The sequence below is a fragment of the Terriglobia bacterium genome, assembly GCA_036496425.1.
Lineage (GTDB): Bacteria > Acidobacteriota > Terriglobia > 20CM-2-55-15 > 20CM-2-55-15 > 20CM-2-55-15.
Genome location: DASXLG010000304.1, coordinates 26,496 through 51,374 on the forward strand (window position 1 = coordinate 26,496; position 24,879 = coordinate 51,374).

General features: G+C 58.2%; 28 protein-coding genes and 1 tRNA gene. 8 read left to right on the plus strand and 21 right to left on the minus strand.

Translation table 11 applies throughout. From position 1 onward, the window contains the following. Window positions 1-94 precede the first annotated feature (94 nt). The 13 genes from rbfA to VGK48_22040 all read right to left on the minus strand — a co-directional run bounded on the left by rbfA (window position 95) and on the right by VGK48_22040 (window position 12,424). Window positions 95-448: a 30S ribosome-binding factor RbfA gene (gene rbfA, locus VGK48_21980; protein HEY2383854.1), complete on the minus strand. Its 354-nt coding sequence runs from the start codon at window positions 446-448 to the stop codon at window positions 95-97. Between the two features lie 6 nt (window positions 449-454). Next, window positions 455-739, minus strand: coding sequence for a DUF503 domain-containing protein (locus VGK48_21985; protein HEY2383855.1), 285 nt, complete (start codon window positions 737-739; stop codon window positions 455-457). Window positions 740-760: 21 nt separating this feature from the next. Continuing rightward, the gene (gene infB / locus VGK48_21990; GenBank protein ID HEY2383856.1) at window positions 761-3,487 is read right to left on the minus strand and encodes a translation initiation factor IF-2; all 2,727 of its coding nucleotides are present in this window, start codon (window positions 3,485-3,487) and stop codon (window positions 761-763) included. 55 nt (window positions 3,488-3,542) lie between these two features. Then, window positions 3,543-4,928: a transcription termination factor NusA gene (gene nusA / locus VGK48_21995; protein HEY2383857.1), complete on the minus strand. Its 1,386-nt coding sequence runs from the start codon at window positions 4,926-4,928 to the stop codon at window positions 3,543-3,545. A gap of 14 nt (window positions 4,929-4,942) precedes the next feature. Continuing rightward, entirely contained in the window at window positions 4,943-5,428 is a 486-nt protein-coding gene (rimP, locus tag VGK48_22000) for a ribosome maturation factor RimP (GenBank protein HEY2383858.1), read from the minus strand. A 133-nt stretch (window positions 5,429-5,561) separates the two neighbouring features. Next, on the minus strand, window positions 5,562-6,077 hold the full coding sequence (locus VGK48_22005; protein HEY2383859.1) for a methyltransferase: 516 nt from the start codon (window positions 6,075-6,077) through the stop codon (window positions 5,562-5,564). Further along, window positions 6,077-7,144, minus strand: coding sequence for a glycosyltransferase family 9 protein (locus VGK48_22010; GenBank protein ID HEY2383860.1), 1,068 nt, complete (start codon window positions 7,142-7,144; stop codon window positions 6,077-6,079). Before VGK48_22010 ends, VGK48_22005 begins: the two co-directional genes overlap by 1 nt. 44 nt (window positions 7,145-7,188) lie before the next feature. Further along, window positions 7,189-7,650 carry an adenylyltransferase/cytidyltransferase family protein gene (locus VGK48_22015; GenBank protein HEY2383861.1) on the minus strand — a complete coding sequence of 154 codons (462 nt, stop codon included), beginning with the start codon at window positions 7,648-7,650 and terminating at the stop codon, window positions 7,189-7,191. After that, window positions 7,647-8,627, minus strand: coding sequence for a PfkB family carbohydrate kinase (locus VGK48_22020; GenBank protein ID HEY2383862.1), 981 nt, complete (start codon window positions 8,625-8,627; stop codon window positions 7,647-7,649). Before VGK48_22020 ends, VGK48_22015 begins: the two co-directional genes overlap by 4 nt. Next, window positions 8,624-9,175, minus strand: a complete 552-nt coding sequence (locus tag VGK48_22025; protein ID HEY2383863.1) for an HAD family hydrolase — start codon at window positions 9,173-9,175, stop codon at window positions 8,624-8,626. The genes VGK48_22020 and VGK48_22025 overlap by 4 nt, the downstream gene beginning before the upstream one ends. Beyond that, window positions 9,168-10,172, minus strand: a complete 1,005-nt coding sequence (gene waaF, locus VGK48_22030) for a lipopolysaccharide heptosyltransferase II (protein HEY2383864.1) — start codon at window positions 10,170-10,172, stop codon at window positions 9,168-9,170. The genes VGK48_22025 and waaF overlap by 8 nt, the downstream gene beginning before the upstream one ends. Window positions 10,173-10,238: 66 nt before the next feature. Next, a complete protein-coding gene (gene lpxK, locus VGK48_22035; GenBank protein ID HEY2383865.1) occupies window positions 10,239-11,171 on the minus strand; it encodes a tetraacyldisaccharide 4'-kinase in 933 nt (310 codons plus the stop codon). Next, window positions 11,168-12,424, minus strand: coding sequence for a 3-deoxy-D-manno-octulosonic acid transferase (locus tag VGK48_22040; GenBank protein ID HEY2383866.1), 1,257 nt, complete (start codon window positions 12,422-12,424; stop codon window positions 11,168-11,170). The genes lpxK and VGK48_22040 overlap by 4 nt, the downstream gene beginning before the upstream one ends. 84 nt (window positions 12,425-12,508) lie before the next feature. Between VGK48_22040 and gap the strand changes: the two genes are divergently transcribed. The 5 genes from gap to VGK48_22065 all read left to right on the plus strand — a co-directional run bounded on the left by gap (window position 12,509) and on the right by VGK48_22065 (window position 16,011). Next, window positions 12,509-13,507 carry a type I glyceraldehyde-3-phosphate dehydrogenase gene (gap, locus tag VGK48_22045; GenBank protein ID HEY2383867.1) on the plus strand — a complete coding sequence of 333 codons (999 nt, stop codon included), beginning with the start codon at window positions 12,509-12,511 and terminating at the stop codon, window positions 13,505-13,507. Window positions 13,508-13,517: 10 nt separating this feature from the next. Further along, window positions 13,518-14,702 (plus strand): phosphoglycerate kinase, encoded by a 1,185-nt coding sequence (locus tag VGK48_22050; GenBank protein ID HEY2383868.1) that lies wholly within the window; start codon window positions 13,518-13,520, stop codon window positions 14,700-14,702. A gap of 42 nt (window positions 14,703-14,744) precedes the next feature. Beyond that, window positions 14,745-15,497 carry a triose-phosphate isomerase gene (tpiA, locus tag VGK48_22055; GenBank protein HEY2383869.1) on the plus strand — a complete coding sequence of 251 codons (753 nt, stop codon included), beginning with the start codon at window positions 14,745-14,747 and terminating at the stop codon, window positions 15,495-15,497. Window positions 15,498-15,501: 4 nt separating this feature from the next. Then, entirely contained in the window at window positions 15,502-15,882 is a 381-nt protein-coding gene (secG, locus tag VGK48_22060) for a preprotein translocase subunit SecG (GenBank protein HEY2383870.1), read from the plus strand. Window positions 15,883-15,929: 47 nt separating this feature from the next. Continuing rightward, a tRNA-Leu gene (locus tag VGK48_22065) sits at window positions 15,930-16,011 on the plus strand. 8 nt (window positions 16,012-16,019) lie between these two features. Here the strand turns inward: VGK48_22065 and VGK48_22070 are convergent. Further along, on the minus strand, window positions 16,020-16,742 hold the full coding sequence (locus VGK48_22070; GenBank protein HEY2383871.1) for a site-2 protease family protein: 723 nt from the start codon (window positions 16,740-16,742) through the stop codon (window positions 16,020-16,022). A gap of 55 nt (window positions 16,743-16,797) precedes the next feature. Here VGK48_22070 and VGK48_22075 point away from each other — a divergent pair, with 55 nt between their 5' ends. The 3 genes from VGK48_22075 (at window position 16,798) to pal (ending at window position 18,652) form a co-directional block, all read left to right on the plus strand. Beyond that, window positions 16,798-17,325, plus strand: coding sequence for a hypothetical protein (locus VGK48_22075; protein ID HEY2383872.1), 528 nt, complete (start codon window positions 16,798-16,800; stop codon window positions 17,323-17,325). A gap of 204 nt (window positions 17,326-17,529) precedes the next feature. Continuing rightward, complete coding sequence (locus VGK48_22080; GenBank protein ID HEY2383873.1) at window positions 17,530-17,739, plus strand: TOBE domain-containing protein; 210 nt, start codon at window positions 17,530-17,532, stop codon at window positions 17,737-17,739. Window positions 17,740-17,890: 151 nt separating this feature from the next. After that, a complete protein-coding gene (gene pal / locus VGK48_22085) occupies window positions 17,891-18,652 on the plus strand; it encodes a peptidoglycan-associated lipoprotein Pal (GenBank protein ID HEY2383874.1) in 762 nt (253 codons plus the stop codon). Here the strand turns inward: pal and VGK48_22090 are convergent. The 7 genes from VGK48_22090 to VGK48_22120 form a co-directional block, all read right to left on the minus strand. Continuing rightward, entirely contained in the window at window positions 18,647-19,387 is a 741-nt protein-coding gene (locus VGK48_22090) for a hypothetical protein (GenBank protein HEY2383875.1), read from the minus strand. The two genes, pal and VGK48_22090, sit on opposite strands and share 6 nt — an antisense overlap. 15 nt (window positions 19,388-19,402) lie before the next feature. Further along, window positions 19,403-19,795 carry a DUF6152 family protein gene (locus VGK48_22095; GenBank protein HEY2383876.1) on the minus strand — a complete coding sequence of 131 codons (393 nt, stop codon included), beginning with the start codon at window positions 19,793-19,795 and terminating at the stop codon, window positions 19,403-19,405. Window positions 19,796-19,804: 9 nt separating this feature from the next. After that, on the minus strand, window positions 19,805-20,929 hold the full coding sequence (locus tag VGK48_22100; protein ID HEY2383877.1) for a DUF6152 family protein: 1,125 nt from the start codon (window positions 20,927-20,929) through the stop codon (window positions 19,805-19,807). 1 nt (window position 20,930) lies between these two features. Further along, the gene (locus tag VGK48_22105) at window positions 20,931-21,332 is read right to left on the minus strand and encodes a hypothetical protein (GenBank protein HEY2383878.1); all 402 of its coding nucleotides are present in this window, start codon (window positions 21,330-21,332) and stop codon (window positions 20,931-20,933) included. A 64-nt stretch (window positions 21,333-21,396) separates the two neighbouring features. Next, complete coding sequence (locus tag VGK48_22110; GenBank protein ID HEY2383879.1) at window positions 21,397-22,302, minus strand: AEC family transporter; 906 nt, start codon at window positions 22,300-22,302, stop codon at window positions 21,397-21,399. Then, entirely contained in the window at window positions 22,299-23,147 is an 849-nt protein-coding gene (gene rlmN / locus VGK48_22115) for a 23S rRNA (adenine(2503)-C(2))-methyltransferase RlmN (GenBank protein ID HEY2383880.1), read from the minus strand. The genes VGK48_22110 and rlmN overlap by 4 nt, the downstream gene beginning before the upstream one ends. A 1-nt stretch (window position 23,148) precedes the next feature. Next, window positions 23,149-24,768 (minus strand): Zn-dependent hydrolase, encoded by a 1,620-nt coding sequence (locus VGK48_22120; protein ID HEY2383881.1) that lies wholly within the window; start codon window positions 24,766-24,768, stop codon window positions 23,149-23,151. Between the last annotated feature and the right edge of the window lie 111 nt (window positions 24,769-24,879).

Consider the following 24,879-nt stretch of genomic DNA (forward strand, 5'->3'; position numbering starts at 1 on the left):
CCCCCTGCCCTGCCTTCGGCACGGCTGTCCCCCTGTATCAGGGGGACAGCTGGCCGCGAAGCGGCCGGCAGGGGGTCGTTCACGAGAACTCTTCCTACTCCGGCTCGTGCTTGATTTGATCCAGCAGTTGCTCGATCCGCATGCCCTTCTCAACCAACTCGTCGTAGTCAAAGGAGAGTTCGGGAATGCGTCTCATGTGGTGCAGGCGCTTGCTGAGGGAGCGGCGGACGAAGCTGGTGGCCGATCGTAAGCCTTCCAGCGCCTTTTTCCGCTGTGTTTCATCGCCGAGAACCGTGACGAAGACATGACAATGCCGCAGGTCTGGTGAGACTTTGACGGCGGTCACCGTCGTGAGGCCGACCCGCGGATCCTGAATCTCGCGCTCGATGATCTCGCTGAGCTCGATCCGGAATTGTTCTTCAATGCGATCGATTCGTCTTCCCTGCATGGGGCTTCACACAATCTCGATATTGCTCTGTATCTGGCATTCCGGCGCAATTCGCTCCGCTTCTTCGGACGCTTCCTCGAGGACTTTCTTCAGAAACTGCTCGTCGGACCCCACCGTCACCACGCTGACCTGCGACCGCTGCCAGAGGTCCTGATGGTCGACCTCCGAAACGGAGACGTTGAACTTCGTCCGCAGCCGGTCTTTCAAACTGCGGACCACCATTCGCTTGTCCTTTAGAGATTGAGCGTGCGGAATGTGGATATCCAGAGTAAGTAGTGCAATTACTACCATGAAAATGAGACAGGCGCTTTCTTATACCCCGACGTCCGCCATCACTTTCTCTGTGACGAAGGCTTCGATCTGGTCGCCGTTCTTGACGTCGTTGTAGTTCTGGATACCGATGCCGCACTCGTAACCCCGGGCGACTTCGGAGGCGTCGTCTTTGAAGCGCTTGAGCGATGCAATCTTGCCTTCGAAGATGACGACGTTGTCGCGCAGCAGGCGGATCTCGGCGTTTCGCGCGATCTTGCCGTCGGTGACGTAACTGCCGGCGATGACGCCGACCTTCGGAATGCGGAACGTGTTCCGGACTTCCGCCGTGCCGAGATAGGTTTCCTTGAACACCGGTTCGAGCACACCCTGCATTGCGCGTTTGATTTCGTCGACGACGTTGTAAATGATCGTGTGCAGGCGGATATCGACCTTCTCGCGATTCGCGAGTTCCGCGGCCTTGCGCTCGGGCCGGACATTGAACCCGATGATGATGGCGTTCGATGCGGCGGCCAGCAGGACGTCGGTTTCCGTAATGGCACCGACGCTCGAGTGGAGAACACGGACTTTGACTTTATCGGTGCTGAGCTTGTTCAGCATTTCGGTCAGGGCTTCCTGCGATCCCTGCACATCGCACTTGAGGATCAGAGGCACTTCCTTGATTTCGCCCTCGGTCAACTGTTTGTGGAGTTGGTCCAGTGTGAGCCGCGAGGTCTTCGCCAGGGCGATGTCGCGCAGTTTTTCCTGCCGGGTGGCGACGATCTGACGGGCCTTCTTTTCGTCGGCGACGCAGAGGAACTGGTCGCCGGCGAGCGGCAAGCCTTCCAGTCCGAGAACTTCCACGGGGCTGGATGGGCCGGCTTCTTCGACCTTCTGGCCGTGTTCGTCGTACATCGCGCGGACTTTGCCGTATACGGCGCCGGCGATGAAATTGTCGCGCTCTTTGAGCGTTCCGTTCTGGACGAGCACCGTCGCCACGTTGCCGCGGCCGCGGTCGATTTTCGCTTCGAGAACGGCGCCCATCGCGGCGAGGGTGGGGTCGGCCTTGAGGTTCTGCAGGTCCGCGACGAGCAGGATCAATTCGAGCAACAGTTCGATATTTTTGCCGGTTTTTGCGGAAACCTCGACCATCGGCGTGTCGCCACCCCAGTCTTCGGCCTGCAGTCCGCGCTCCGCGAGTTCGCGCTTCACGCGCTCCGGATTGACTCCCGGCTTATCGATCTTGTTGATGGCGACGACGATCGGAACTTTTGCGGCTCGCGTGTGCGAGATCGACTCTTCCGTCTGAGGCATGACGCCATCATCTGCCGCGACGACCAAAACGACGATGTCCGTCACCTTCGCGCCGCGCGCCCGCATCAACGTGAATGCTTCGTGGCCCGGCGTGTCGAGGAAGGTGATCTTACGGTTTTGCGCCGTTACCTGGTAAGCGCCGATGTGCTGCGTGATGCCGCCCGCTTCCTGCTCGGTAACCCGGGTCTTGCGGATCGCATCGAGCAAGGATGTTTTTCCGTGATCGACGTGACCCATGATCGTTACGACTGGGGCGCGAGGCGCAGAATTTTCCGAGACGCTGACTTCGACGGCGTCCAGCATGACTTTTTCCTCGAAAGTGACGAATTCCGCCTCGGCATTGAATTCCTTCGCAATGGATTTCGCCATTTCCTTGTCGAGCGTCTGATTGATACTGGCGAAGACGCCCAGATCCATCAGTTTCCTCTGCACCTCTTTGGCGAGAACCCCGAGTTTTTCGGCGAGATCCTTCACCGTCAGACCTTCGGTCAACATCACCTTGCGATGTTCGCGGACCGGTTCGGGTTTGGGCTGCGGCCGCACAAAGGGGCCGTCGAGCTTCTTTTCCGCCTGCCGTTCATAGCGCTGCGAACGGTCCGGCCGCTGCTGCGGCAGTGGACGCCGCTGGTCGAGGGGTTGCGGCGGTGGCGGCGCTCCGCCGGGACGCACCCAGGGGCGTTGGCCTGCGGGTGGTGCGGGAGTCGCGCCACGATTCTGGAATCCTGGACCGGAAGGATGCCGTTGCTGGCCGGGGCCTCCGGGGCTCATCGGCCGCTGGCCCGGTCTGTCGTAAGGCCTGCCGGGCTGGCCGGCGGGAGCCGGAGGCGGAAGACGGTGATCGCGCCGCGCCTTGTCGAGCGCAATCTGCTGCATCGTTTTCCGTTGCTCATGCGGCGGCTCGACTTTCGGCGTCGGAAGAATCGGAGGTACCGCCGGGCCGATGCGAACCGGAGGCGGAATAATCCGCCCGCCGGAGGGTGTTGTGAGCGGCCGGGGCGGCTGTACGGGCGGCGCCGGTTGCACCGGCTGCGCAGCTATAGGCTGTTCCACTTTCGGAGGAGCCGGAGGCGGCGCTTGCGGTACAGGCGGCGCCGGTTGCGGTGGCACCGGTGCAGGCGCTGCAATCTTCGGCTCGGGTGCTTTTTCTTCGACTTTCGGCTCGGGTCTGGGTTCGGCTTTCGCTTCGACGTGAGGCGGTTCCGCTTCAACGGCGGCAGGCGCTGCAAGCTCGGCATGCGCTGCAACCTCCTCCTCCGGCTCGTCGACGGCAATGATGTCGTCGAAGTCCGCGGACGCCCTCTTTTCACCGGCCGCGCCAAACACACCGAGCTCGCGGCGGAGCCTGTCCGCAAGACGATCCTCAACCGTATTCGAATGCGACGTCACCGGCACGCCCATATGCTGCAATTCGCGAATGATCTCAGCGTTGTCGCGATTCAGCTCGCGGGCCAGCTGGTAAACTCGAAGCTTTGCCATTCCCTGTTTATGTCCTCTAAAGCGATCCCGAAACCGCGGAACAGTATCATCTATTTTACTCTTCCGGGGCGCTCTGATCGCTGGTTTCTTTATTCTCTGCCACCGGTTCAGGCGCCGGTTCGTCTTTGCTGAACAGTGCCTGATGCGCCAGGCGTTCCATATGATCCTGATAGGCAGGCGACTGCGTGTAATATTCCGACATCGCGTCGCTGATTTTCTCGATCGTCTTTTCTCCGATGCCCGGGACGTTCTGCAGGTCTTCGGGGGACAGATTCGCGAGTTCTTCGACAGTTGAGATGCCAGCCGTATTCAGCTTCTGGATCAGGCTCGCAGTCAGCCCGGGAATCGTGTCCAGAGGCGTCGGAATCTGCTCCTGAAGCATTGCCATCTGGCTTTCGACTTCGGCGCGCTTCTCCTCTTCGCTCTTGATATCGATGCGCCAGCCGATCAGCTTCGATGCCAGCCGCACGTTCTGGCCTTTCTTGCCGATGGCGAGCGAGAGCTGGCTGTCTTCGACGACCATTTCCATGATCTTGTCCGAACTGTCCACGATCGAGACCCGGCTGATTTTCGCGGGACTGATCGCATTCGTCGCGAAAGTGACGGTGTCATCGTTCCACTGGATGATGTCGATCTTCTCGCCCCGCAATTCCCGGATGATCGACTGGACGCGAGTACCCTTCATTCCGACGCATGCGCCGACCGGATCGACGTCCTTCTCGCGCGATGTGACGGCGATCTTCGTCCGTTCGCCGGCCTCGCGCGCAGTGCTCTTGATTTGCACCGTGCCGTCGTAGATTTCGGGGACTTCGGTCTGGAACAGGTGCTGAACCAGTTCGGGCACCGTGCGGGAAACGATGACCTGCGGTCCTTTCGCGGTTTTCTCGACTTTCGTGATGATCACCCGGATGCGGTCGCCGACCGAGAAGTTCTCGAGGCGGGACTGATCGCGCCTTCCGAGTTTCGCTTCGGTCTTGCCGAGTTCGACGATGATATCGCCGTTCTCGAACCGCTTCACGACGCAGTTCACAACCTCGCCGACATGCTTGTGGTATTCGGAGTAAACGCTTTCACGCTCGGCTTCGCGGACTTTCTGAAAGATGACCTGCTTGGCCATCTGCGCGGAAATGCGGCCGAGACCGACCGTGGGTTTCTTGAATTCGAGTTCTTCTTCGAGCTGAGCGTCAGGCTTGATCTCGCGAGCTTCGTCCAGCGTGATTTCCTTGCCGGGATTGGCAATCGTGTCCACTACTTTCTTTATGGCATAGACATCGATTTCGCCGGTCTCCGGGTTGATCCGGCCCCGCAATTCTTCGTTCGATTTGAAGTATTTGCGTGAAGCTACAACGATCGCATCCTCGATCGCATGGACCACGATTTGCGGATCGATCCCTTTTTCACGGCTGATCTGATCGATCGTTTGAAAAAGCACGTTCGACATCAGTTTTTACTCCCTTACGCCTCGCTTTTGCGCCGCTCTGCGTCCCAGTCGAATTCCAGTCTCGCTTCTTGAACGACGTCCAACGGGATCTCCAACAGATTGCCTTTCGGCAATTCCAACCGGACTTTTCCGTCATGGAGCCCCTGAAGACGTCCACGAAACACCTTTTGTTGATTCAGAGGAATACGGGTCTGGATTCTGGCCAATTTTCCATCGAAGCGAGTGTAGTCACTTTCCTTGACCAGTTTCCTGTCCAGACCGGGGGAGGAAACTTCCAACGTGTAAGCGGACGGAATCAGATCTTCAACATCAAGTACCGTTCCTACCTGTGCACTGACCAACTCGCAATCGTGGAGGGAAATGCCGTCCGGCTTGTCGATGAAAATCCGCAGGACCGCACTCTTGCCGCTGCCCTTTAGTTCCGCATCAACTAACTCATATCCTTGGCTTTGTGCCGTTTCTTCAATGAGCCGCCGTACCTGCTCCCACTCGACTCCCATGCTCATAACAACAAAAAAGTGGGCAAAACGCCCACTCAAAAGTTCCTTTTTGAGTATAGGTTTTCGCCCGTAGGTAAATCAATGGGTTAATTGCGCTATATGATCGGATTGAAATTCAGCAACGAATTCAGCCTTAGGAACGAAGTTTCACGACAAGAATGACCAGCGCGGCGGCGAAGCCGAGGGCGGTGTTGTATTCGCGGTTTGCGAGGTATTGGGAGAAAGCGAAGGAACGGGGGAAATGAAGGGTGGGCCGGGGGACGAAAACCGGCACGCGCGATTTGTAGAGCTGGAACTCTTCAGGAAAAAGGGCCTGCAGATGCGCTTGTTCGCGCGCGATCACCGCTGGGTAAATCGACAGGAACGGCACCAGCAACAGCGCAGCGGCGATCCAGCTGGCGCTCATGATGGCAAAGCCGCCGGTCAGGCAGGCGCTCCCGAAGTAAAGCGGGTTTCGTGTAAGCGCATAAACGCCGGAAGTCGCAAGGGCTGCATCCTTCCTGATGACGCCGGCCGCAAGACCGCGGAAGATCGTCCCCAGTACCGCCAGGGGGAGGCCCATCACGACCGATACCCGGGTCGGCGCGGCCAGATACAACACCACAGCCGCGATGACGAATCCGATCGGAACGCGAAGTCTCTGCGCCATTATTCGGCCGGTTGAAGCGCCGGCGAGCGCTCCGCCAGCATCAGGCGCTTGCGGCAAGCCTCATAAACCTGATCGACGGTGATGTCCACCATGCAGTGCCAGTGATCGAGAGGGCAGCGATCCCGCTCATAGCACGGCCTGCAGGAAAGCCGCCGTTCGACGACGATATCCTCGCGCCGGAACGGTCCGTTCCGGTCGCTGCTGGTTGGACCGAAGATCGATACGATCGGGGCGCCCACGGCCGCAGCGAAGTGCATGGGACCGGTATCTCCTCCGACAAACAGTCTTGCCGGTTCGCAAAGCGCCACGAGTTCCTCGAGCGTGGTCTGCACTTCGCGCACGCCCTTGCCGGCTGCGCGAATCAGCGTCCTGGCCATTTCTTCTTCGCCGGGTCCCCAGGTGACGACGACCGGGAAACCGTCGGCCATCAAGCGCGCCGCGAGCTCGCCATATCGCTCCGGATGCCAACACTTGGTCGGCCAGTTGCCGCCCGGGTTGATCACGATGTAGTCCGACAGACCCTCGAGCTTCTTCTCCACCGCAATCCGGGCAGCGCTGCCGGCCTGTAGCCGGACTTCGGTCTCCCAGACCGGGTCGATGTTCAGTGGTTTCAGCAGTTCCATCTGCTGATCGATGATATGAATGCGCTTCGGGGTAACGACTTCTGTGTAAAAGAACCGGCTGACCGATTCCTTCAGAAAGTCGCGTTCCCAGCCGATACGGACGGGAGCGCCCGATAGATACGCGAAGAAAGCGGACTTCAATAAGCCTTGGAAGTCGATCGTACAGTCGTAGCCATCGGTGCTCAGAGCCCACACCAGTTCGGCGATTTCCTTCGCGCTTCCGATGCCCGGGCTGTTGCGCCATTGATAGGTATCGATCGGAATGAGGCGCACGTCGAGGCCGCTCAGTTCCACCACGATCTTGTTCTTCTGCTCGATAAGCCAATCGATTTCGGCTCCTGGGAAGGCCTTGCGCAACTGCGCAACCGAGGGCAGGCAGTGGACAATGTCCCCGAGCGAGCCGAATTTCACGACGAGGAATCGGCTGGGTTTCGATCTTGTCATCGGGTCCTTCATTCCGGCTGCGCGCTATCGCGCTTGCGCTTCGCCTATTCCGGCTGCGCGCGCAGAATTCTGTCTATGATATCGCGGGTCGAGTGATTTTTCGCATCACCCGCGATCCGGACCGCGCCGCCGTTCTCCAGTACTTTAGCCCGTTCGGGAACCGTTTGTTCCGTGTAGTCCGTGCCTTTGGCATGGATGGCAGGCTTCAGCACATCCAATATACGTGAGACGTCGCTTTCATCAAAAAGGAGCACATAGTCGACGCAGCGCAGCGCCGAGACCAGCGACACTCTCTCATCCTGCGACAGGATGGGCCGGCCGGAATCTTTGATCAGCCGTATCGAAGCGTCGCTGTTGATCGCGACGACGAGGACGTCGCCCAGAGCCCGCGCGCCTTCGAGATAGCGCAGATGGCCGACGTGCAGAATGTCGAAGCAGCCGTTGGCCAGAACAACTTTTCTGCCCTTGAGAAGCGGCGGCAGTTCCGAGACATCCCGCAGCTTCATGCGTCCGCCTCGACGGCCTGGACCAGTTCGTCGCGGGTTACCGGACGGGTTCCGTACTTCATCACGACGATCCCGCCGGCATAGTTGGCGAGGCGTGCCGCTTCCGCGTAGCTCGCGCCGCCGGCCAGAGCGAGAGTGAAGGTGGCGATGACGGTGTCGCCCGCGCCCGTGACGTCGGCGACCTCGTCGGATCCATGGATCGGGATATGTGTCGTTTTCTTTCCGCGCTCGAACAACGCCATGCCATCTTTGCCGCGGGTGATCAGCAGCGCTTCGTGCTTGAGCTTCCGGAGCAGCGTCCGTCCTGCCCATTCAAGTTTCCCGGCATCGTCGCCGATGGAAACGCCGAGTGCGGTTTCGACTTCAGGTTCATTCGGCGTCGCTGCCGTCATTCCGGAAAAACTCAGCAGCGAGAATCTCGAATCGATCGTTGCCGGAATCGAATTCTTCCAGGTTTTCGCGATCACCTGCGGATTGGCGAGGCCGTAGCCGTAATCCGAAACCAGCAAGCCGTCCGCGTCCTGGATCGCGAGCTTGAATTTTCGTTCGGCGGCCTGCCGCGCTTTATCGTCACGAAGCGGTGCGCCCGCATCCAGCCGGACGATCTGCTGCCGCTGGGAATGGACGGCGCCGGCGAGAATCCGGGTTTTTGAGGGCGTTCGATAGGACTTTGCCATAACGATTCCGCCGACGCCGATTCCGAGGCCGGCAAAGCATGCGATCAGGCGCTGTCCCTCCGCATCGTCGCCGACGATCCCCACCGGAATCGGCCTGGCTCCGAGGGCGGCCAGGTTGTGGATCGCGTTCGCGCCGCCGCCAGGCACGATTTGCGTTTCGCGGTGATTGAGGATGAGAACCGGAGCCTCGCGTGAGATTCTCGAAATTTCACCGTACACGAAGACATCCGCCACCAGGTCACCGAAAACGACGACGCGCTTGCCTTTGAAGCGGTCGATGATCTGGCGCAGCGGATTCATTTAAATGCTCCGGACAGGATGCCGTCCACGGCTTCCATCAGGTTCCCGACAATGAAGTGCGGTTGCTGTTCGTTGGCTTTGTATTTTTCACGCTGATCGCGGCCATAGCCGGTAAGAACCAGGATGCTCGTCGCTCCGACGCGATGAGCGGTTTCGATATCGACGAATTTATCGCCAATGACGTACGACTTGCGGAGGTCTATATCCAGGTCCTGACGCGCCCGAAGCAGCATCCCCGGATTCGGTTTGCGGCAATCGCAGCCGGCTTCCGGCTGGTGGGGGCAGATGTAGATGGCGTCCAGCGAGGCTTCATGCCGCGCGAGCTCGGTCTTCAGAATCGCATGAACTTCATCGACAGTGGATTCGTTGAAGTAGCCCCGTCCGATGCCCGATTGATTGGTGATAAGGATCGCCTTCATTCCGCTCTCGTTGATCTTGCGGATTGCCGGTCCCGCCCAGGGGAACGGTTGATAAAGCCCCGAATGATACATGTAGCCGACTTCTTCCGAAACCGTGCCGTCCCGATCCATAAATACGGCGCTAAACACCGATCAGCTCCCGCGCCGCGCGGCAGACGTCATCCACTTTCACGCCTGTCATGCAGCGGTGATCGATCGGACATTCCCTGAGAAGGCAGGGACTGCATTCGACCTGCTGTTTCACGATCCGTGTGCGGGCGCCGCAGGGAGACGTGACACGGTCGTCGGTCGAGCCGAAAACCGCGACGGTCGGCACCCCCAGCGCCGCGGCGATGTGCATCGGACCGGAATCGTTGGTGATCATCAGTGAAGATTCCGAAAGGACGCCGATCAACGTTTCGAGCGATGTTTTCCCGTTCAAAATGGCGGTGCGGCCTGTGATCTGGCCGGCCACTTCTTCGGCGATGCCGCGCTCGCTTTCCGATCCGATGAGAACGACGGACAGTTTTAACTCCCCCGACAGCGCGTTCGCGACGCTCGCAAAGCGATCGGCATACCATCGCTTGGCAGCGCCATACGCCGCTCCAGGGTTCAACACCAGAAACGGCGAGCCGGCCGCGATGCCTTCGCTTGCGAGAAGACGCCGGGCGGCCTCGCGTTCTGCCGCAGTGGCCCGAATTTCTATCGATGGCTGGACGGCGCCCGGCGTAACCGTTTTCACGAGATCGAGATAGTAGTGCGTCTGATGCCGAACTTCCGCCACAGGCTTCATGGACGTTGTCAGCATCCAGCGTCGCGCGTCCGTCGCGTAGCCGACGCGCTGCCGGACACCGCCTGCAAACATCATCAGCGCGGATTCGAATGAGTTTGGTAGAAGGAGGGCGAGATCGAATTCCCCCGCGCGGATCTCGCGCGTGACGCGCCTCCAGTCCGTCAGGCTGGAGGGTTTGGGTTCGCTCCAGACCCTGTCGATAAACGGCGCGGAGGTGAACAGCCCCGCCACCCATGGACGAACCATCAATGTGATTTCAGCTTCTGCAAAGTTTTCCCGAACCGCTTTCATCGCGGGGATCGCGAGAACGGCGTCTCCCACCCAGTTCGGTCCACGGATCAGAATTTTTTTCATGCCATCTGTGTCTGAATTGCGCATGCACAAAAAGTTCTCACAAGCCGTGTTTCCCCGTGGCCTCGCCTACCTGCCTGTAAAACACTTTCTCAGGATTAGTCCCATCAACTCCTCAAACGCCCGAATCTTAGCAGAGATCCGAAGGTAGCAGAACGGGCGGCTTGTCAGGCCGTGCAGACGGACTGCATCTTTTTCAGTGGTAAGCAGGAGCTCTCCCCCCAGCTTCTCAAGCTCACGGGTTGAATAGCGATGATGGTCGGCAAAATGAACGCATTCGGCGGGTTGGATGCCCATCGAACGGACGGCCATGAAGAATCGTTCGGGTTTTGCGATCCCCCCGAAGGCCACGATGCGCCGGCCATTCAGGGTCGCCACCGGTACTTCCGCCCCATCCTTATATATACCTTCGATCTCTGTCCGCACGGCGAAGGTTGGAACGGAAAGATCCGGCCCCGGTACGCCCTCGATCTCCTGCACGCATGCGGCATGGGCGCGGGCAATGGCCGATTTGGGTTCGCGCCACCGGCCGGCCGGCAGCAATGCTTCACCCTCAGCCCATTCGATCGGATCGATCGAAACAATATCGAAGTCGCGATGCAGGTGGCGATGCTGGAAGCCATCATCGAGGATGAAAATGTTTCCCGATTGCTTCTGTTGGGCAACCAGGCCCGCCTCGTATCGATCGGCTCCAACCACAACCGGAACGTTCCCCAGGCGCTGTTTCATCAGCATCGGTTCATCGCCGCATTGTTCCCAGTCGGACTCCGCGATGACTATGCCCCGGCTGACTCTGCGATAGCCGCGTGAAAGGATCACGGGCCGGAAGCCTCGATCGCGCAGTTGTTCGGCGATAGCGATGACGATGGGAGTCTTGCCGGTTCCTCCAAGGGTCAGGTTGCCGACGCTGATGACGGGATAACTCAATCGCCGCGTGGGAAGGATTCCGGACTCATAGAGCCTGGCGCGGGCTTTGACGAGAAGACCGAAGGCCCGGCTCACCGGCTCGCCCCGATCGGTTCAAGGACCTGGAGCACGCGGTCGGTCGCTCCGCTGTTGCGTTCGACCACCGCCAGCGCCTTCCCGCCGATATCCTCTGCTTTTGCCGGGTTTGAAAGAACATCAGATAAGGCCGCAGCAAGTTGAGACGACTCGCCGATTTGAATTGCCGCGTTTGCTTCAAGGAACAGGCGGGTAATGTCCCGAAAGTTTTCCATATGCGGGCCAAATACGACTGGCTTGCCGCATCGTGCAGGCTCGAGGATATTGTGGCCGCCGCGTGCCACCAGCGACCCTCCGACAAATACGACAGTGGCGTAGTGGAAAAGCGCCGCAAGTTCTCCAATCGAATCCAATAGCAGGATTGGGGCTGCCGGCGAGTTGGAAATCCGCACTTCTGTTCGGCGGATGGCTTCCGCCCCGGATCGTTTCAGCATTTCGTCCACGGCATCGAACCGTTCGGGATTCCTTGGGGCGATCACGAGACGCAAATCGGGATGGAGCGTTCTCACCTGCCGGAAGGCATCCAGGATGAACTCTTCTTCGCCCGGCATTGTGCTCGCTGCAATCCAGACCTTTTTCCATCCTTCGAGCAAGTGGACGAGTTCGGTCTTCACGGTTCCGGAGCGTGGTGCGACGTCATATTTAAGGTTTCCGAACACCGTCACCTTTTGGGGGTCGGCGCCGATCGCCTCAATCCGCTCGCGATCCAGTTCCGATTGCATGCCGATGATCGAGTAGCTTTCGAACACCCGGCGAAGCCAGTGACGGATCAATCGATATCGCGCGAACGACTTGTCCGAGATTCTGCCGTTGATCATGACGACCCGTATTCCGCGGTTTCTGCAGGTCTTCAGGAAGTTCGGCCAGATCTCCGTTTCCGCAATGATCATCAACTCCGGATTGACGCGATCCAGAGTCCGCTGCACGCACCAGGGAAGATCGATCGGAAAGTACATCGTATGGTCCACAATGTCCCGGCGATCGCGCGCGAGCTGTTGTCCGGCGGGAGTTGCAGTTGAGACCACCAGGGGCTTATCGGGAAACTGTTCGCGCAGCCGCTCCAAAAGTCTCTCGACCGCCTTGACCTCGCCAACGGACACGGCATGCACCCAGATGCTTCCCCGCAATTGCGGCAACTTCAGAAATCCAAGACGGTCGGCCAGAGTTGGGGCATACTTGCGGAACCGAACGAGATAATAAGGAAAGCTGACAATCAGGCCCAGCGCGAGGATCAAGGTGTATGTGAAATACATGCCCGCCGCAGAGTATACTTTTTTATTTGGTTGTCGCGAAGCGCAAGCGCGGTAGCGCGCAGCGGATTAATGAGAGGAGCAATTATGGCTATTAAAGTGGGGATTAACGGCTTCGGCCGTATCGGGAGGAATCTCTACCGGACTGCAGTAGGCGATAAAGACATCGAAATCGTTGCAGTTAACGACATCACGGATCCCAAGACACTGGCGCATCTCTTGAAGTACGATTCGGTGCTGGGAAACCTTAAGGGCGAAGTAAAGCCTGGCGAGGACAGCATCGTTGTCGACGGCAAGCCGATCAAGGTATTCAAAGAGCGGGATCCGGGAAAGATCGACTGGCCTGCGCTGGGAATCGACGTTGTGGTCGAGTCCACCGGACTCTTTACCAACGCGGAAGACGCACGTAAGCATATGCGCGGCTCCGTCAAAAAGGTGATCATCTCGGCTCCTGCGAAGGGCGAGGATCTTACGGTTTGCCTCGGCGTGAACGATAAGAGCTACGATCCTGCGAAACACAACATTATTTCCAATGCATCCTGCACAACAAATTGCCTGGCGCCGCTCGCGAAGGTATTGAATGAATCATTCGGAATCGAAACCGGATTGATGACGACGGTCCACTCGTATACCAACGACCAGAAGCTTCTCGATCTGCCTCACTCGGATATGCGGCGCGCCCGCGCGGCAGCTTTGTCGATGATCCCGACATCGACGGGGGCAGCGAAGGCGATCGGCCTGGTTCTACCGGAACTCAAGGGCAAACTGGACGGAATCGCGATTCGCGTTCCCACCCCGGACGTATCGATCGTGGATCTGACGGTCCGCACGGCGAAACCGGTTACCGCCGAGTCCGTCAACAGCGCTTTGAAAGCGGCTGCCGATGGACCTATGAAAGGCATCCTTCAGTACACGGATGAAGAACTGGTTTCGGCGGATTTCCTGCACAATCCGCACTCTTCAATCGTGGACGGGCCGCTGACGAAAACGGTGGGAGACCGCATGGTGAAGGTCTTTTCGTGGTACGACAACGAATGGGGCTTCAGCGTTCGTCTGCGAGACTGCATCAAACTGGTCGCGAAATAGGCGAAACGCTTTGAACAAGCTATCGATTTCAGATTTGGCATTGTCCGGCAAGCGCGTGTTCATGCGTGTGGATTTCAACGTCCCGCTGGCGGACGGCAAGATCACCGATGATACGCGGATCACGGCCGCCCTCCCTTCGATTCAATATGTGCTGGATAAAGGCGGGCGGCTGATTCTCGCGTCGCACCTGGGACGCCCCAAGGGAAAGCCGGAGCCAAAGTACAGTTTGAAGCCGGCTGCGGTTCGATTGGGAGAATTGCTTAAACGCCAGGTCCCGCTTGCGCCGGATTGCGTCGGTCCCGAAGTCGAGCGGATGGTTGGCGCGCTCGAGAACGGCGGCGTCCTGCTTCTCGAGAACCTCCGTTTCCACGCGGAAGAAGAAAAGAACGATCCTGCTTTTGCAAAGCAACTCGCGGCCCTCTGCGACGTATATATAAATGATGCGTTCGGCGCTGCTCACCGGGCGCATGCGTCGACGGCGGGCATCGCGGGCTACGTCAACCAGTCGGCGGCTGGATTTTTGATGCAGAAGGAAATCGAGTCTCTGAATCACGCGCTGACCAAAGCCGAAAAACCGTATGTTTCGATCGTCGGCGGGGCGAAGATCTCGGACAAGATCGAGCTGATCGAAAACTTCATCAGCATCGCAGACACCATCCTGATCGGTGGTGCGATGGCGTACACCTTTCTCCGGGCGAAAGGGATTCAGACCGGCAAATCGCTTGTCGAAAGCGACAAGATCGAGCTGGCAAAGGAACTGATGACAAAAGCGGCGCAAAGGAATGTCTCGCTGCAGTTGCCGGTGGATCACGTCGTCGCGCCTGCTCTGGACAGCAGCGAGGCGAAAACGGTACCGGTTGAACAGACGCCCGCGGACCAGATGGGATTGGACATCGGACCGGAAACCGTTCGCCTCTACTCCGGGATCATCCGCGCGGCGAAAACCATTGTGTGGAACGGCCCGATGGGCGTTTTTGAGAATCCGAAGTTCGCACAAGGGACATTTGCGATCGCGCGCGCCGTTGCGGAAGCAAATGCGTTTTCGATTGTGGGTGGGGGCGATTCCGCTGCCGCCGTGGCGCAGTCGGGCATGGAATCCAAAATTACGCATATCTCCACCGGTGGTGGTGCATCGCTGGAGTTTCTGTCGGGGCAGAAGTTGCCGGGCGTCGAGGTTTTAACGGACAGAGCATGAGCGGAGCGAATGCAAGCCCGCTAGGGCGCAGCAAGTAAGAAGATGAGAAGACCAGTCATTGCGGGAAACTGGAAGATGTTCAAGACGCGGGGGGAGACGAGTGCGTTCTTCGAAGGGCTGCTCCCGCAGATTCAAACCGTCAAGCATTGTGAAATCGTGGTCGCTCCACCCTTCACGGCACTTTCGACCGCGGTCGACCAGGCCTCCGGAACCATCGTCAGGATCTCGGCCCAGGACGTTCATTGGGAAAAAGAGGGCGCGTTCACCGGAGAAGTTTCCGTCCGGATGCTTCGAGAGGTCGGCTGCACCTATACGATCATCGGGCATTCCGAGCGCCGTCAATATTTCGGTGAAACCGACCAAACGGTTCAGAAGAAAACGCTTACGGCAGTCGCGGGAGGCTTGAAAGCGATCGTCTGCGTGGGTGAAGTGCTGGCGGAACGGGATGCCGGACAGGCGGTGGATGTGGTCAGGCGGCAGGTGCAGAATGGGTTAGCTGGGTTGACCGGGCCCGACCTTTCCAATATTATTGTGGCTTACGAGCCGGTATGGGCCATCGGCACTGGGCGTACTGCAACACCTGAAATCGCCGCCGAAATGCACGCCGCAATCCGCAAGACCTACGCAGAAATCTATAACGAGGCTGCAGCAGATGCGCTTCGCATTCTGTACGGCGGAAGCGTCAAGCCTGACAATATTTCGGCTCTGATGAAAAAAGAGGATATCGATGGCGCCCTGGTCGGAGGCGCAAGCCTGGATCCGGCCTCGTTTGCAGCCATCATTAATAGCAACTAAATCAATGCTTACTATACTGACGATTTTGCACGTTCTCGTTTGCATATTTCTGATTTTCGTCGTGCTCCTTCAGCAGGCTCAAAACGCGGATTGGTCCGGAGCCTTCGGCGGCGGTGGCACCCAGACGGCGTTTGGACAGCGCGGAGCCGGCACGCTCCTGAGCAAGGCGACGACCGTCTCCGCCGTCATATTCATGATCACGTCGATGGCTTTGACGATTATGATTACACGGCCGGGCGGCAATTCGGTCGTTCGTGAAGGCGCAAAACAAAATCAGTCGCAACAACAGCAGCAACCGCAGCCGGCCCAACAGGCTCCGGCCCAGCCGCAGCAACAGCAAAGTGCTCCGGCTCCGGCCACGCCAGGCACGCCGGAAAAGAAGTAATGTAGCCGCGGGCGGCGGTCACTGTGACCTTACGTCCGCGAGACCTCGCCGAAGTGGTGGAACTGGCAGACACACCATCTTGAGGGGGTGGCGCCGCAAGGCGTGCGGGTTCGAATCCCGCCTTCGGCATCAACGATCTAGCCGTACCCTGCACCGGGGTACAGTACATTCAGCGCAAACGTAAATATCGGATCGAAGAGTTTGTCGAACAGGAACCATGCGGCGATGATGCCTGCCATGCTGAAGGTGGGGTCGCGAATGAATTCCAGGAACCGCAAGGCGGCGCGTTCGCTCATGAGAACGGTGATTCCGGTGCTTCCGTCCAGCGGCGGTACCGGCAGTAAATTAAACGTTCCCAGCAGCAGGTTTTCAAAAAACAGGACGCTGATGAACATTGCGGCGAAGGTCAGAATCGGAGTCGACTCCGGATGGACGGCTTCCGTGATGTGTGTAAATCCGGCCGAGCTGGGTTGTTGAAATACACCCGCGGCCATGCCGGCGCGGATACCGATTGCCGCGATGAGCATTAACGCAAAGTTCGCGCCGGGTCCCGCCAACGACATCCAGGCGGCGCGCCTGGGATATCGGGCCTGCCAGAACGGATCGTAAGGCGCGCTCGCCCAACCGATCATCCAGCCTCCAAGCAGGAACGAGAAAATCGGCACGAGCATCATTCCAAACGGTTCCCGCCGCATGTGAGGAATGGGATTCAGCGTGACCTGCCCGCCGTGGAAAGCCGTCAGGTCGCCGCCCCATTTGGCAGCCAGCGAGTGCGAGGCCTCATGACAAGTCGTCGAAAACAAAAACACGATGTACCAGATAAGACCTTGGGCCAGGAATTCCGGTGAAAGCTGCTGCATCGATCTTCATGTTACTCGAAAGGCGGCAGAAATCAGATTAGACTAACGCGCACGCATGACGAAAACGGACTTGACGGCCCATCTCGAAGTCATCCGGCAGAACGTAACAGCGGGCCTCGCCGCCCTCGCGGTTCTTTCATCAAAGGAAGCGCGGCCGTTGCTCGAAAATGGTGCGGCTCAGTTCGGAAATTTCCGCGTGGACTTCTACGAAATCGCTCTCCTTATGAGGGAAGATGAGAAAAAAGCGGCTTTCACCGCGCAGTTCGTCCAGTTGCTGATTCGAACCCTCGTCCGAGAGCCGTTCGATCTGATCGTTCAGTACTGCGATTCCAGCAGCCAATCGGCCTCGCTAAAACAACAGGATTGGTACAGGTTCGCTCGCTTCATTCGCGATGCCATTGCCCGCGGTTTCCGTTTCGAATTCAACTCCTTCGACAGGGGGCTGGCCATGCCCGTCGTATGGAAGGACAAGAAGATAACAGGCGCTCACGATGGCCAGCCTATCGAATTGGATTTCTTCGGCATGTTCGACGCCTGGGCTCTCTTCACAGAGATGAAGGCCTTCGCGGCACGCCTCGCTTAGCCACGGCCCCGTCAAAAGTAGTTTAGCCGCAGATGACGCAGATGAAGCGGATGGGGCGCGAACAGGGACTTATGATGCCCCCCCATCCGCGTCATCTGCGTCATCTGCGGCTAAAACCTCTTTCGAAGAATCATAAGATAGCTGCATGCCCAAACGATATCCTGAAGAAAGCAGGTATGCAGCCAGGAAAGAATAGGAGAGCACATGGCTATCAGCGCGCGGAACCAGCTCAAGGGCAAGATCACTGAAATCATTATGGGAGACGTGATGGCGCACATCACGATTCGCGTCGGACAGAATGTCATCGATTCCGTCATTACTCGAAAGAGCGCCGAGGAACTCCAGTTGAAAAAAGGCGACAGCGTGATCGCTGTGGTTAAAGCCACCGAGGTCATGGTCCACAAAGGCAACTGAGCGGTTCCGCGACACCGCCGATCCATCCATAAAAAATCGATAAACGCCCTTGTAACTCATAGTTGCATACGTGATTCGTCTTCTTGCGTCCAATGTACATCGTGGTACGATATCTACCAACGATGTGTGTGAATGATGAAAGGAGACCCACGTGAAGCGACGAATTCAAAACGTCAGCCTTATTTTGGCGATAGCTGCTTTCGCTCTCGCAGGCTGCAAGAAACATGTGGCGGCGAACACGCCGACACCCGCGCCTGCACCGGCGCCTCAACGCGCTGCCGCACCCACGATTACCTTGAGAGCCACTCCCGGCGCTCTGGACCGGGGACAGGCGGCAACTCTGCAGTGGGATGCAAAGAACGCGACAAACGTTCAAATCCAGCCGGCGGTCGGTACGGTTACGAGCACGGGCTCGCGGTCCGTTAATCCGACCTCCTCTGTGACCTACACGGCGACCGCGACCGGACCGGGTGGGTCAGCATCAGACTCTGCGCGAATTACGGTTCGCGTCCCCGCTGCGCCGGCTGCCCGGGCCACGCCGCGTGCGGCTCCGAATGTCAACATGGCGGACCTCTTCAGACAAAACGTCGAGATGGTCCATTTCGATTACGACAAAGCCGATATCCGTCCCGATCAGATTGCGCGCTTGCAGAACGATGCGGCATGGCTGAAACAGCATCCCGGCGTCAAGTTCACCGTAGAGGGGCATTGTGACGATCGCGGCAGTGAAGAGTACAACCTCGGATTAGGCGATCGCCGGGCGAATGCGGTGAAAGAGTATCTCGTGAAGCAGGGCGTGCCTCAGACGGTCATTACAACGATCAGCTATGGCGAAGAACGGCCCCTGTGCCGCGATGATAATGAACAGTGTTTCCAGCAAAACCGCCGGGCGGCATTTTCGCCGGCATCATGATCGTGAGTCCTGGCAGATGTATTCAAACATCTCGCCGTCTTTGACCCATGATGATGGCGACTTCTCGGTAATGGTCCACTTGCCGGACCATGGTTTGGTATACGCACCAGGATCGTCGATCGTGAATTCGTAGCTCAGCGTCTTGAGATTCGGTCGCGAGATCCTCTCGGTCATGTGAAGCTGTTGGGTCGTCGGATACGATCCGGCGACCCACTGCTTCTCGTTAAAGCCTACCGTGTCGATGACGAGAGTATCTTCTTCCCAGTGGCCGGTCGAATGGCCAAGAAACGTCGGCCTCAAATCTTCGCCTGCAGGATGCGGCCGTCCATCCATGTAGATAACCCGCCAGGAATGTGGTCCCGCGATATTCAGGATAAAGATACGTTTCAGCTCCGGTACGTCGACGATTTCGAAACCCGGAGCATTGAAGAACGACGGACCCGCGCCCGGTTTGCAACTTACCAGGGGTGGGTACAAGTCGTTTCGGGATGTCCTGTATTGATAGAGAGCCCTCGCCCAGGGTTGGAGTGGAACGTCCGCCGCGCGCGGCATCCCGCCAAGACCGGGCCGCACTTCCCAGTAACCCTTCTGATCGTGCGTCGAGCCGAGATTGACGTGGCCATCGGGCCAGCGTGGCGCAGCTTCGGTTGCCGGACCTGCCTGTGAAAACGAAAGAACTGTAAGAGAACACAGAATTACGAGCACCATCGCGATTCTGACGGCGAGCTTCAACACGGATACCTCCGCCTGTTACCGCATCGGCAACTTCTGTCCGCTGGCGAGAATCATGTGAGTCGTCTGCTCCGATCCGGCAGCGTTTGTTCCGTCCTTTGCCAGGGCAGCCGCTTCAACGGTGACTTTGTCGCCAATCTTCACCGTATCGCGCTTCCATCCGCCGCGAACCAGGGCGTACGGTGGACCCATTTCAATCTTGAAACTCTTGACGGCGCCACTCTCATCCTTGGAATCGATGAAAACGAACGCGTGCGGATTCACCCAGTCGAGTTTCGTTACGGTTCCGGAGACCGTCATGGTCTTCTTCGAATCGTACTCCGCGTCGAACGAGTGATGCGCCGCCGCCGGCTTTACGCTCAAAAGCATCAAGCTGACTGCTGCAAGTGATCCAATCGCTTTAAGTTTCATAATCGTCCCTCAGCGGATGAATGTTGACTCCGCGTTATCCTCACAGAAATATTCCTGAATATCCTGGTCCGGTATCCACTGCACCGTCCAGGCTGCTGTCCATGCTCTCGTGTATGCGCGCGGATCGTCGATCGTGACTTCATATTTTAATGTGTTCTGGCCCGTTCGCGTGAATCGTTCGGTCAGATGAAGCGCTTCCGTGCTCGGCAGGCCGTTGCCGGACAGCCAGAACTTCTCGTTGTATCCGATGGAATCCACAACCAGCGTGTCTTTTTCCCAGTGTCCGACAGAGTTACCGTAATAGCCCGGGACGACCTCCGCTGCCGTACCCTGCGGCCGCCCGTCCGTGTAGATGACTCGCCAGTTGCGGTCTCCGCCTCCGAGCAGCACCAATATCCGGCCGAGTTCCTTCTGTTCTACGAGTTGAAAGCCGTTCGGCATCTGAAACTGCCGCGGGCCCCCCGCCGGAATGCACCGGGCCACGGGATCCTCTTTGAAGAATGTTCGCTGCCGGTGCTCGAAGAGCGCCTCGGCCCAAGGCTGAAACGGCGCGACTTTGCCGGCATCCGCGAGGTTCCCCAGAAGACCGTCATCGGACATCGGAATCTTTGCGCCGGTATTTTCCACGATAACTTTCGCGCTTGCTGCTCCCCAATATCCCTTCTTGCCTGCCGGAGGACCCAACCGGATCTGGCCATCAGGCCAGCGGGGGACCGGCGCGGCAGCCGCCGTAGCCCCGCGCGTAGCGGGCACAGTGAAGAGTTTCTTTCCGGTCTTCGTCAGGACTACGGATTTCTCCGACGCCTGCCGGACTTCCCCCCGCGCCGGGACGCCTTCGACCATCACCTGATCGCCAATGTGCAGTGCGCCTGGCTTCCAGCCGTCTCTCTCCAGGTCCAGGGGGCTGCCGAACTCGATTGCCCAATTCGTGACGGTGCCGGAAGGATCGCGCACATCAATGAAGAAGAATGCGCTGGGATTGACCCAGTCGATTCGCGTGACTACCCCCCGAAGGGTGATTTGTCTGCCGGCTTCGTAGCTCATCGAGAACGACCGCTGCGCTGCTGCGGGCTGTGCCGCTGAAGAAATGCCGGCGATAACGAGTGCGAAAATGGTGCGTGTAATTGCGTTCACGTTAATCCCTGGTGAGCCGGAAGTCGCCTTTTGCCGTACCTTGCATCCACGAGCCGCTGAGCTTCCGATGATATGAACCGATATCGTCGAGCTTACCCTCGGCTGTAATGTGAACGGTCTTGCCGGACGGATCTTTCGAGTCGGCTTCGATACGAACGCTCCAATTCGTCACATCCAGAAAAATGCTTGGAATCTGCACGGCGTTGTCGCCGGGATTCAGGACGCCGCTGACATTCTTTCCATCCCAGCTCATCACCAGAGTCAAATGCGTGCGCTGACTGACGCTCGGACCCCAGTCCCCGGACCATGTCCCGCTAAGCGGGTGTCCTTCCTGTGCAACAGCGGCAGCGGCAAGGCATAAACCAGCGAGAATGCAAAAGAAATAGAAGGTTCTTTTGAGCATGAATCCCCCGACTTAATGTATGCGGAATATAGCTCTTCTGTCGGCCGGCGCGCAATGTCAGACGTTACAAATGGGCAATCAGCGGCGTCAGCGTCAGCGGGCTAAGCAGCGTAGAAACAAATACCGCGCTGGTGACAAACGAGGGCGCGATCTCAAACTCGAGCGCCAGAATGGTTGTCACGACGGCAACCGGCATCGAGGCCAGGATCACTCCGGCCTGACGTGCCGGGCCGGACAAACCCAGCAAGGCGGCCAGTCCAAGTGCGACCAAAGGCGCTGCAATGAGCGACAGCACCACCGCAACCCCCACGAGTGCCGGCCGCGCCGGCTTCGTCGCACGTTCGAGTTGCATCCCGAGCACGAGCACCATGGTGGGCAGAGCCGCGTCACTCAGCATTCCGATCGGACGCATGAAGGCCATCGGCACCGGGATTCCCATCCCGATGACGATGAAGGCCGCCACCACACCATAAATCGCAGGAATCTTCGTGATGCCGATCACCGCCTGCCTGATGCTGCGGCGTCCGGCGGCGGCGAGGAATACTCCGACGGTGTAGGTCAGAATTGAGCTCGTTACAAAGTAGACCGTCGCATGTGTCAGCGCCTCGGCTCCAAACGCGAAGAGAACGACCGGCAGTCCGTAATTTCCGCCGTTCGAAAACATCACGACGAGCAGGAAGGCGCTCAGTTCCGACCGGTCGAGGCGGAAAGGAATCACAATGACGCGGGCCAGCACGCCCATCGCCGCTGTAACCAGCACTGCCATGAGCGCCATCCTTCCGACCTGCGGTCCAGTCATTTTCGACGTGACGAGCAGCCGGAAACCAAGGCAGGGCACCAGCGCATAAAATACCACGTGCGATAGTGTTCTTACGCTTGCCTGCAACTTTCGGGCAAGCAGGAAGCCGATGCCGGCGATCACGAAGATAGGAAGTATGTCTGCGGCGAAGATCGAGAGCAGCAGATTCACGAGATTTTCTTTTTCAATTGACCGCAAGCGCTGGAAATATCGTTCCCTCGATTTTTGCGGATGAATGTGGCGATGCCATTCCGGAGGAGGACTTCCTGAAACGCCAGGACTGTCCTATCGTCCGGCCGTTCGAACGATATTTCATCAGCCGGGTTCAGTGGTATCAGATTCACTTTGACGGTCATCCCACGGACGAGCCGCGATAATTCTTCGGCGTCCGAAAGCGAATCGGTAATCCCCCGCATCATCACGCATTCGAACATCACGCGCTTTTGCCGCTGGGGCGGCAACTCCTGCACGGCGGCGATAACTTCCTCGATCGGATACTTTCGATTGATGGGCATCAGGTTGTCTCGAACGCTGTTGGTCGCGCCGGTTAGTGAGATTGAAAGATTGGGAAACAGCGGTTCCTTACTGAGGCGGCGGATCGCGGGAACCAGCCCGGCGGTCGAGACCGTAATTCGCGACATCGGTAATTTCAGTCCGCGCTCGTCGTGGAAGAAGCGAATGGCTTCGAGAACATTATCGTAATTGGACATGGGTTCGCCCATTCCCATAAAGACGATGCTGGCTCGCTCTTCGTCCGGTGGTGTGCCCTGAGCGCTTTGCCGCAGGAAGAGAGCCTGCTCGATGATTTCCTGTGCCGACAAATCTCGAGTGAAACCGAGCTGTCCGGTGAGGCAGAAGGTGCAGCCGAGGCCGCATCCCACTTGCGACGAAATGCAATAGGTGGCGCGGTTCTCGCGCGGAATGCGGACGGCCTCCACGAATTCGCCATCCTCCAGCCGGAGCAGGAAACGGACGGTTCCATCTGCGGAAACGAATCTATTGTGAATGGTAACCAAACTATTGGGGCCGTTCCTGGAACGAAGAGACCGGATCAACGTCCACCGGCACATCTTTCGTGGTTTCGAGGGCGGCTTTCAGGTCGCCCGGCATCACGTCGTACTTTTTGAACCAGTTTTCCGCGCGCGCACGGTCTCCTGTCGCTTCAATCGTCAGGAGTTCTTTCGAGAGCTGCTCGATTGCGGCGGGAATCCGTGTGTAATCGACACTGTAGCGGCCGTTCGCGCTGTCCCGCATGATTGCTTTTTCCTGCGACAGATAGTTGAACTCCATCATTTCAGCGCGGCCGTGCGCTTCCGCGGTTCCGAATCGCAGCGTGCGGAAAATCCCGGCGACATAGGAGGCGTAATATTCTTCCAGGCGATCCTTCGGCAGAGCTCCCCGGTCGACCAGCCATTTCAATCCGAACATGCCGACGACGTCAGCTTTGGCTTCTTCGAGGCCGGAATATACCGGACCTATAGCTGCCCGGATATCGACCTGCTTGCCGGATTGGCGGGCAAATGCCGGTCCTAACCCGTGCGAGATCTCATGCAACAGCACGGCAGCGAGATAGCCTTCACCCGTCGCTTTCGCCGCCTGGTCCTGCCGCATCAGCCGTTTTGCAATCGGCAACACGACGTAGTTCACGCGCGCGTCCATGAAGTTCTTGAAGAAGATTTTCTTCGATCCTTTCTGCTCGTGAATGCGTGGATCGTTTGGAAGGTTGTCCGCGACAGCCTGATAACCATGCCGCAGATCGCCGGCCCGGAAAGGGGCGTCCATCACTTCCATCGGCGTGGCTTTGCCCTTTTTTGAGGGCCGGTCTTCGGGCGCAAGGGGAAGTGCGTCCTGGATGTCCGGAACATACTGCTGATACACCGCAAGCTTCCTGCTCTCCTCCTCGTTGCGGACGAGTACTGCGGCGCCGTACGATGTCTTCACACCGAGCACATCATCCAGGTAGGTTTCGTATGGCGCAAAGATGACATCGAACTTCGGGTCTTTCAGGTCCATCCAGAGGAGGTCGCTCTGATAGTAGTCGTCCTTCAAAAGGGCATCCGCACGCTGCCGTAGAAACTCGGCGAACTGTTTGTCATCGCTCAGCGCCGCGGCGTCCCGCAGCGCTTTCGTCATTGGCTGCAGGAGCGCTCGATACACTTCGTGATAAGGACGTCCCACCAGATCCGTTCCCTGGCGCTCAATGACGGTATGCTCGTCGTAAATCTCAGCCTTCTTGCCGGGGTGCGCTTTCACATATTGTTCGATCTGTTCCCGTGTCAACCCTTTCGGATACAGGGCGCGCCCCGGCGGCATCGGCTCCGTGCCCGCAAACGGATGGTTGTCGTCGACCAGATCGAATCGGCCTCCGTTGATCATCAACAGCCGCCGGAGCTTCGGATCCTTTGTGGACTTGTAGAGCGCAAGCCCTTCGGGATCGCTTTGCCGCCAGTAGACGTCATCGAGATACTGCGACGCTTCTACCAGCTTCTGGACCATCTGCTTTTCGCGGGCGCTCAGACCGGCGCTGTTGAACGGCATTTGCACCACCTGCCATCGCGCCAGCCGTTGATCGAGGTCGGCATCGTTTTGAAGGATTGCCAATGTTCCAACCGCAAGAGCCAGCAATAGAATGCGCATATGCACTCAGTTTAGCGTCAGTTCAGGCTGCGCGCTATCGCGCTTGCGCTTCGCGTTTTGTCTTGACGTTTAAGTTCCAGTCGATAATGATTCGCACAAAGATTCTGTAAA